The organism is Legionella pneumophila subsp. fraseri (assembly GCF_000586315.1).
GTDB classification, from domain to species: domain Bacteria; phylum Pseudomonadota; class Gammaproteobacteria; order Legionellales; family Legionellaceae; genus Legionella; species Legionella pneumophila_B.
Genome location: NZ_JFIM01000039.1, coordinates 19279 through 29151, shown reverse-complemented (window position 1 = coordinate 29151; position 9873 = coordinate 19279). Strand labels below are relative to the sequence as shown.

The following is a 9873-nucleotide window of genomic DNA, read 5'->3' as shown; positions in this document are numbered from 1 at the left end:
TTTCAGGCAGCAAAGGGGATCAGTTTATAGTCAGCAATGACATTTGATTGCGGAATCAAAGACTTAGATTACTATAATCCGATTAAAGTGCCCCTTCATTTGAGGTAGAGCCGAAAAAATGCGTAAAGCGAGTTAATTAAAACACCACTTCATCTGGAGTAGAGCCATTTTTCGTCCAACTCACTAGCAACTTGTGAGGGAATTAAAATTTCGTATGTCTATTCTTAAAAGATAGCTTATCAAAACATTCTCACTTTATGGATAATATTGCCATGTGCATGGATGATTTCAGAGGGTTATGTAATAATTTCTTTATGAATTATTTTTATTCTATTTTGGTATAAAATATACAGCTACCCATTCTGTTCTATAATAATAGAATAAACACACCTTGTATTGAGCGATCATAGTTTGATACAGGCTCTTAACGGAGGGAAAAAACTATGACCTCAGGTAAAGAAGAATCAACCTTAGCTTCTCAGAGATTATCCAAAGTGAAATATTCTCTTGATATGGCGAAATTAATCATTGCATGCAACAATAAAAAAACCATTTTTGGTGACATTAAAGACCAGCAAAATATAGAGCTTGTCAAATTAATCAAAAATAACGATGTAGAAAAGCTTGCTTACTGGTTGCATTTCAATTCATTTGTTAAATATCAGTTAAAAAAAGTTATCAAATCAGACGCAGTAGAAATCGGAAATCCCTCAACAGATTTGATTAATAAAGTAAATTCCATTTTGCTGAACTATCTTAAAGAACAACAAATCAAAGTAAAACTAGACAAGTATGTTGCTTCTGATTTTTCAACAAAAGATTACTTAAGATTACATGAGATAGCAGAATCCTTTAAACGTATGACTTTGGGCTCCTCTCCAGTAAAAAGTAATGATGTTTTACCTCTGTTAAACGCTAAAAACCGTCGCCTGAATGCATTAGGCCGTTCTCAAAATTTCGTTGCAGTGAGCTGTGCGAACTATGCTTCTCAATCAACTGTAAGAAAACTAGCTAAAAATATCAAGAACTTAAAAAAGGGCGAGCGCAAGCAATATGTGTATTATCATTTCAATGAAAATCATGCCATTGGATTTGATGTGGAAAAAGACAGCAATGGAGTATATAAAATTTTTTGTTTTGAGTCTGCTGGTGACTTTAAACACTATGAAGCGCTTGACTTATTGTATAAGGACCTGAGCAGTTTGGGATTAAAATTTGAGCTTAAATCCTGCCGGTCTCAACTCCAAAAAGACCAGTATAATTGTTCCATTTTCACGATGTCAGCTCTCAGTGAGTTAGGTAAATACGAGCATGTTTTTGATTATTTACCAGAGCAATATGAAGAAGACCAAGAGCCCAAACATACCAAAGAAGTAAAAATTCCAGTTAGCCTCATACAAGAAAGAGTTGTAAAGCTTGATGCCATGGATAAAATTGGTTGGATTAAACTGGCTGATATGCCAACCAAAATAATAGCGATGAACCAATCATATCATGCCATGGAAGCATCTCTTAAGCAATCAAAGGACTTCGATCTCGACCCAGCTACTTTTTGCGGTTTACATAAGGAAAAATATCATTTTGAGCCGAACAAAGCAGAATCAACCAAATACATCGATCGGCGAAGGAAAAACATTTTTCAAAGGGTAACTCTCTCAATCAAAACCATAGAGCAAGAAGCTTACCTGGAATTCCTCAAAAACCTACCACTCCTGGCCTCTATAAACAACGGCGAGGTGCCTGATTTCAAAAAAGAAATTACTGACAATAAATCAATGAGCCTGGATGAGAAACTCGCATACATTGAGAAACTCTTTTTTGTGATTGCCGAGGAAAAGAAGATTCGTCGATTCTCATCGAGTAATGATCTCAAAAATATGCAGCCTTACTATTTAAAGTCTCTATTATTATTGAGAAATGAGTATCTTCGCCTTTTGTCATTAAAACCACGAGAAGATTATGAAAAATATTTTCAAAACAGCGAAGATAGTAAATCATTACTGGGCTATCAACTGGAAAGCGCTTGCAGGGAATTATCTATAGTTGGCATAGAGTCTCTTCAAAGTGTCTTTAAAGAATGCTTTCCTAAAGATTTTGTGATCGAATATTACCATCAAAATAATTATTATGAAGATTTGAAAATTAAGAACCCAATCATGGAGTTCTTTACAAAAACTACTATCCTGGATGCCTCCAAAGTGTCTAAAGAGTTGGCTGTCTTTGAGAAGGAATACGGGAACGGCTCTGATTCATCGTTATTCATAACCACAAAAATACTGGATTTTATGAATGGAGCAATTCGATCATGCGTTTTTCATGAGCATTCAACCTCATTAATAAAAGCCGCATCAGGAATTGAACCCGATGCTTTATTGAAGTCAATCAGTTCATTACCTTCTGTTTCTAATGCTTATATTTTTACCGATGATGGAAAATTTTATTTTTACCATAAAGAAAACACACCGCAACTTAAAGAAATTGTTCTTGACCAACAACGATTGCAAAAAATTATAGAAATAGCCAAAAAAGAAATTAAATGTACTGGGTATAATCCAGAAGAGCAGTTTTCTTTAGGTAATGAAACTGTTAAAGAAGTTTCATCTTTTTTCAGGCGCCCTGCATTAAATCAGATTAGCTTACTCGTTGAATGCGCTCCTTATTCAAATAAAGAAAAGGTTAAAATCTATAATATTATGGAGGTAAGAGAAATCTACCTGCAGTATTTATCCAAGCTTTTGTCCAAAGACAAAATGTTGGCGGCAAAGCATTGGAATGAATGGAAAAAATATTTACTCGATTCTTTAGACGTGATGAAAAAGGATTACCCAATCTCTCAACCAGTACAAGATGTGATTAGGAAACTTGATGAAGCTGAAAAAGAATTTTTAACAAGTAGCGGCCAGAACAATCAATCCATTCAAAGCAAAATGCAGATCGCCCTCACGCGAGTCATCGAAAAAACGCACTCTTTTTTTAAATCCAAAACTCTTAAAGACATTATCACTGACTATTATTACAAAGAACCAGAAGAGGTAAGTGACTATGGGGATTCTAGACCCTATGCAAATGAAAATCACGATAATCTCAATTTTAAGCTCAAGATGTTTCATGTTCAAGATCCAAAAAATACCCGTTGGATAGAATACGAGCGTTGCAAGCCCCCTGTGGTACGAAATAATGAATTGGACTGGAAATTCAATTTGTCAATACATAAAGATGATCTACCGAAGGCTTTTCCAATTATTGCAGAACTTGCTACTCGCATGAATCTAGGCGTGTTTAAAGTCATGTCTCAAGGCCAAGCAAATCGCGTACAAAACTCTACAGATAAAAAGATGATAGGTCGAGAAGTAGTGCTTTATTGTAACCCTAACAAGGAATTTGATGCGTCAAAATGGATAGACATCATTATTGAAATCGAGAACAGTTTGAAAAAAGCCGGGGTAAGAACTTCTACTGACAGTTGCCCATCCTCTAATAAAAAGCTTGGCAAGTACACGAGTTATACTCATGAAGAGTGGACACATAAACGAATGGATATTGCCTTTACTGAAGGGATTGTGGAAACTGCACTGGAGGATGAGGATCTATTTTCTGACTATGAATACAGTGAATCAAGTGAATCCCCTGTAAAAAAAACCATGACATCAAAAAAACTAGAGTGATACCAACATTACATAACAAATGCGCTTAAATATCCTGTCATTTTATAGTTCAATAAAGAATAACGTGGTTCTATTCAACCCATTTTATGATGGTGTAGGAAAACCTATTCTATGTTCTTGTTACAATATTGGCTTATGCGTCAAAACCGACTTATATGTCTATGATATTCTTAACAAAATAGGTTAAGTTCTTTTATACATCCTACAATAAAAAAGGAAAAATATAAGACCTATCGATAAAGGGTATTTTGAGAGCCTGAGCAAACATACAGAAATTTATACAGAAAACTTGATAATCAACCAAAAATGACAAATAATTAACTACATGGTTTATTTTTACCAACTGAATTGGGCTATAAAATCCCAGTGTAAGACACAAACCCAAAACCAGCTATGAGGTCTCTATGCCTATCGATATCAAACAATGCGCAAATTTGATGACAAAGATGCCTTTTACATCTAAAAGCGGGAAAGAGTTAGCTCTTGCCTTTACAACGGACACCGCAAAAAAATGGGGGGTAGTTTTTTTACAAAGAATCAGAACCCCTAACGGATTAGGTACAATAATAGGAGAAAACAATGGTAATTTATGGGTATGGATTGATAATGATAGAGGTGTTACCTACTGGGACCATTTGAAAGCTAATGTGTTTAGCGTAGATGGATTTCAACCGGTTAAGAATGCATCGGTGGAACTCTATCCAGATGAAGTTGTAAAACATGTGGAAAATTTATTTAAATGCTCCATATCTGAACTAATTATCTTTTCTCAGGGTCTATTGTCATCGATTTATACCGCAAAAAGTGATTCAGAACTGGAAGACATAGAAAAAAATTGGGAGTTGTGGTTAAAGCAAGCAACCGAAGGCTTAAGCGCATGGTTTGTTTCTTTAAGACATTATCTGCAAGAGCATTCGCAGAGTCCTTTAGAGCAAATGCAAAAATATGGTGAGATTACTTCTCGAGTGACATCTATTCCTGGTTTTACAATCACAGAGTTTAACCCATCGTCTTTACAAAAGGAGATTAATGAGATTAAAGAACAAGCTCGTGATTTACAACAACAAAAAGTAGCAATTATTAAACAAATTCCTGCAAAAGAAGATCAAGAACAGATCGAAAGCATATTCAAAAATTTGGAACAATTATTAAACGATAAACTAGAACAACTCAAAAAATTAGAAGAGCAAAATCTTCAACAAAAAACTCTAACGTCTCAATTAAATAAAGTGTTGGATAACCACCAGTTTGCCGAATTTAACTTGCATGCTAAAAAAATTGAATTGACTGTAAACACTTTATTGGGAATAAAACCTAGATTACATGACAAGCAATTTATGGAAACTTACTACGTCATGTTAACTATGATGGCACAATACTTATATGAACAGGATATCAAGGAAAAACACAGTGAAATAAAGGATAAAACAGGCAAGGAAGAAGCAGAAGACAGTCTTGCACCTAATCAATTTACTGGCTTGGCACTCGCCATGTTAGCAGGTGATTCCACCATTAAGAAAGCCTATTATTTGCGATTAATAAAGCAATTGGATAATGAAAATACCGCAACCAAAGAAAGACCCGTATCTTTTGATTTGGAAACATGGGCAAACAAGAACCCTGTAGCGATGATTGCTTTGTATCGTTATTTATTCAACAACACTCAGTTTAAGCAACTTGAAAAGGATTTATCTCATAAGGATTATCCATTATTTCTTTTTGAAATTGTAAAATTAGAGACAAGCTTTATATTGGCTCTTAGCGACACGGAGAAGAACAATAGCCAATTCTCTATACCTCAGGAAATTAAATTTCATTCTCAAAAAGTTATCGATTCATTGGTCGAATTAATCCTTGATGGGAATAAAGAAACCGTAATCTGGCTAGAGAAACAAATTAAAAGCAATAAAAATCCAATTGTACAAAACGGCAAACTTTATACTGCATTGGCTGAATTTTATGCTACTCCCCCCCATGTTGATAACGAAAAAGGGTTGTTCTATTCCAATCAAGGGAAAAAAATCACTAAAGATACTGAAGAAAACAAACAATCGAAATTAGTGTTTGCTTTGTATGAAGCTATTGAGGGTGTAACTAGCGAAAGTCGACAATCAGCCGTGCAAATGTTAAAAAATGCTCGTGAATACCATTACTTAAAATTAGCCAGCCGTAAAAATCCTGAAGCAGCAATGTTTTGTTTAGAGTATTGCTTATCAAATAACCAGTTAGCCGAGACAAAGCAATATGCTGAGCTTGCTCGCAAGGCTGATCGCGCCAAAGCCGCTTATCTTGAAGCAATGATAACCAAAAGCCAAAAAGGTCAATTTATCCCTCTTTTGCTGGAAGCACTTGAATTCGGATATGCTCATGCTGGTTATGCTTTAACCGAAGTATTAGTGGATTTATTAGAAAGAAACCAAATTGAAGAGATTAAAGAGCACTACCTTAATTTATTACTTAAACCATTTGTTCTAAATAAACTTCCTATAACAGTGATTATTGGTATGATCATAGCAGTTTACGCTGATAAAGAAGGAACTCAGCAGCAAGAATTTATAGAAACCTGGATGTATAATTTACTTGTTATAGCTAAAAACAGTGAAGTAGAAAACAAAACTGATTTGGTAGTCACTCTTATAAAAGATTACCAAGGGCTTTTGTCTGATGAGGGATTATTGGTGGCATTAAGTATTTTGTCAAAGCAACGATATTTCGATAATACAGTTGATCCACTTTTATTGGATGCTATTGCACTAATTATTACAGAGAAAGACCAAAAAGGTCCAAAGCATTTCTTCAACCTGGCTATATATGATTTTCTTAAAAATAACACAAAAATAGTAGTTCTTTTGATGAATAATCCTTCAAGCAAAGAGATGCTGATGAAATGCGAGGCATTTACAAATTTTATCGAGAAAGAACATATTCCGGTTGAAGACACTGATAAGGTGAAAAGTCAACCATCTCTAACTAACCTGAGTCTATTTGGTGGTAATAACAATAACAATTTACCTGAAGAAAAAGATCTCTCTGCGGATGCTTCACAATCAACAATAGGAACCAAAAAAGGTTAACCATCCGCTTTTGTCATCTTTAATAACAGATGCGATGTTTTGAAAGAGCTTTATTTACAATCTCTTATACTTGAAATATTGCTTAAATGGAGCGAGGATTATAAAAATATCCTCACTTAAGCTAAAAAAATGAATTCATATGCTGCCAAAATTGTCCCGGTAGAAGAGCACATTGCCCAGACCACCTCCCCACAATTTATGTCTGTATTTTTATTGGTTCAAATTTTAAGCATATCAATTGGTGTGATCTTTCTTTTTGTTGCATTTTATATGCTTCGTCCAAGAAAAAAAGACCAAATGCTCATCCAGGATCAGTTTTTACTTTATTTAATCTTGGGGCTTTTTTTCATTTTTTCCCCTTTCCTGCTTGAATATCTTAGGTAATTAACAAGCGTAAGTCAGTCCTTGGCCTGACTTACGCTTGCTACAATAAATCAGAGAGGATTGCAATTGTGAATACGTTCTTTCAGTTCCTCGGGAATATTAGTATTAATGTTTGTTCCTTGATTTTTGACAAAAAAGGTACATTGGTTTAACAAAGATGGAACCTCTGGATTTCCACCTCCAAGCTCTCTAATGAGATTAGAGATTTTTGCTGTATGTGAAGGCTCAATTTCTTTGCCATTTTTATCGACCAAAGTAATTGTTTGCAGGTTGGGAAATACTGCTCGAAGTGCCTGTCGTTGCTCTTTTGACATGCTATTAACAGTATCATAGCTTAAAGAAATAGTTTGAATATGCGCAAACGAATCCTTAAGCCACTCTAAACAAACAAGAGATATTTGATGTAAGGGGTTACAGCACAAATTAAGTGAGGTCACGTGTTTGGGGGTAACAAAAGAGACTTGCGTTAATCCGAGCCCATTGCTACTCAAATCAAGAGAAGTCACACCGGGAGGTATTGAGTCGGAGATATTTAATAAATCACTATAACGTTCTGAGCCCAGGAAATTATTACTCAAATCAAGAGTAGTTATACCTTCAGGAATAGAGATAAAAGCTTGTACCACATTGTTGTCAGTTAATGTTATCTTATAAATCATAATTAAAACCTCATTAATAATGTAAATTATTTACACACAATGCCTATATTATGATATTATTTTTTATAATTAAAATTAATTGTTTATATATTACTCATACAAATTTTTTATATGTTTCACGTTAAAGTGAGATTTGATACGTGTGCTAAAAAAATTTTGCTGACAAGATCTGTCCAATTTGTCCTAATTGAACATTTTGTATTGGGATACCTAACCTTGTATTTATGAGAGTGTCTCCGCTGTCCTGCTTTCCTAGCGATTTTTAATACGTTATTAATCAATCAGAAAAGAATTGAAACCGACCATCAGACTGCACCAAAAGCATAAAAATCAACCTGGAAATTTTGGTATAAGACCTTGGATTTTTCGGAATAAGGAATTAAAAATGCTATTTAAAACAAAGAGAATCGAGACGTTAGAGCTTTATTGAAGTAATTTGGCCGCTCTGCTTTAACAAATGCTCACATCTCTTCATGACAATTTCCTGATATTTCTTTAAATAATCTTCTTCGTTATCAATCAAATTAAGTTGGGTTTCTTCTTGCAAAGCAGTTGTTAATTTACCAATCAAATATTTTAAATGTTTAACTACTAACGACCTTGGCAGCTGACATGTATCTGCAAAATCAGCCAACTGATAAGCATTAATATTATCCCCATCAAATTCATCCCCTAATGCCATCGCCAGAGCATGCTCAAATTCAGGATACATTTTTATATTAACTAAATCATAAAATGGCGCCAGTGATATACCGTTAACTCCAACAAAAAAACTGATATTTTTACCGTGAGCGTCACAATTAAATATCAAAACATTAAATAAAACCCAGTCGAGTATTTGTTGCTTGGTTTTGGCAGGATTGATACATTGATTGGCAAAATCAAATAGCTTGGGCAAACTGACTCCATCTCTAATATGAGCCACATCCCTGTTATTTCCAAAATTTTGCTCATATTTATATTCAGGGGGTAAATTCAATGCCTGACACCCGTCTATTAAATGACGCCTCACCACATTAGTGGTAACCCATTTCCTGTCAAAACGCTCCACTAATAAAGCAGGATGCTGACCAAAACGCTTCATCTGGGCATCAGCCACATTCAATCCACAGCGTTTAGCGAGCCACATACTAAGGAATTCATTTAAAACCAAATAAGATAGTTTTTGTGTTTCAAATTTAAGAATATGGGTAGAACACAAGCTACCTTCTCCAAAACCAAGTTGCCCTTCTTTATTTAACACCACATTAATTTTATCCTGTACACCAGCAACCGAAAGACGTGGCTTGCCATCCCAAACAATCAAATCATAGGGATCACGATGATTTAAACGCTCTTCTAATTCTTCATCAGTTATTAGGCGAAAATTAGCATGATCAGGAGTTGCTTGATTTGATGGTAATATCACTAATGACCCAGGTGTATCCAACCCTAAAGCTTGTATAAGTCCAAATGTATTGTATTTACTTAGATGAAAAATATTAACCAGTACTTCTAAGGGATTTCCTTCAGGTAATAAATTTCGCAGAAATCGTTGCACATTTAATGGTGGAATAATTTCATGCAAAGGCAGGTGTGGAGAAATTGCGTATCCTGTCTGTTGCCAACTGTCATGATAACTCCAATACAGCTGATCCTCGATAAGCGTGATATTGGCTATTTGACGTTCTCCGAGATAAACATCCAGGACTGGCTTATCTCCAGTCATTTTCATCCTCACCATTATCCATCCAAGGTTTTATGTAAAGACTTATTCCTAAACCAGAACAAATTTGTAATACACTTGCCAATTGACAGTTCGATTGCCCGTGCTCGATTTTCATAAAGGTTTCTTTGGCAACACCACATAAAGCAGCCGCATCTTCTAACCGCAAATCGCTTTGGGTTCGACGTGCTTTAATGACTTCCCCTAATAATTCCGCAGTTAATGGCTGTTGAAGATTAGGAGTCTTCAATTTTTTTATTTGCTTAGCCATATAATCCTACTATAGTAGACTTAATATGAGATTTCGATTTAATTTATTAATTAATCCTATTATAGTAGGATTAACTCCGAAAATACAATAATAAATCATTAAAATCCTATTTTAC

5 protein-coding genes are annotated in these 9873 nt (G+C 34.8%); 2 read left to right on the top strand and 3 right to left on the bottom strand.

Annotated features, from left to right (window positions below):
- Positions 1-443 precede the first annotated feature (443 nt).
- Complete coding sequence (locus CC34_RS0109110) at positions 444-3665, top strand: YopJ family acetyltransferase (protein ID WP_027228561.1); 3222 nt, start codon at positions 444-446, stop codon at positions 3663-3665.
- A gap of 404 nt (positions 3666-4069) precedes the next feature.
- Positions 4070-6739 (top strand): hypothetical protein, encoded by a 2670-nt coding sequence (locus CC34_RS0109105; RefSeq protein WP_027228562.1) that lies wholly within the window; start codon positions 4070-4072, stop codon positions 6737-6739.
- Positions 6740-7173: 434 nt separating this feature from the next.
- Here CC34_RS0109105 and CC34_RS0109095 read toward each other — a convergent pair whose 3' ends face one another.
- The 3 genes from CC34_RS0109095 to CC34_RS0109085 all read right to left on the bottom strand — a co-directional run bounded on the left by CC34_RS0109095 (position 7174) and on the right by CC34_RS0109085 (position 9758).
- Positions 7174-7782 carry a hypothetical protein gene (locus CC34_RS0109095; RefSeq protein WP_027228564.1) on the bottom strand — a complete coding sequence of 203 codons (609 nt, stop codon included), beginning with the start codon at positions 7780-7782 and terminating at the stop codon, positions 7174-7176.
- Positions 7783-8197: 415 nt separating this feature from the next.
- Positions 8198-9490: a HipA domain-containing protein gene (locus CC34_RS0109090; RefSeq protein WP_027228565.1), complete on the bottom strand. Its 1293-nt coding sequence runs from the start codon at positions 9488-9490 to the stop codon at positions 8198-8200.
- Positions 9477-9758, bottom strand: a complete 282-nt coding sequence (locus CC34_RS0109085; protein WP_027228566.1) for a helix-turn-helix domain-containing protein — start codon at positions 9756-9758, stop codon at positions 9477-9479. The genes CC34_RS0109090 and CC34_RS0109085 overlap by 14 nt, the downstream gene beginning before the upstream one ends.
- Positions 9759-9873: the final 115 nt, after the last annotated feature.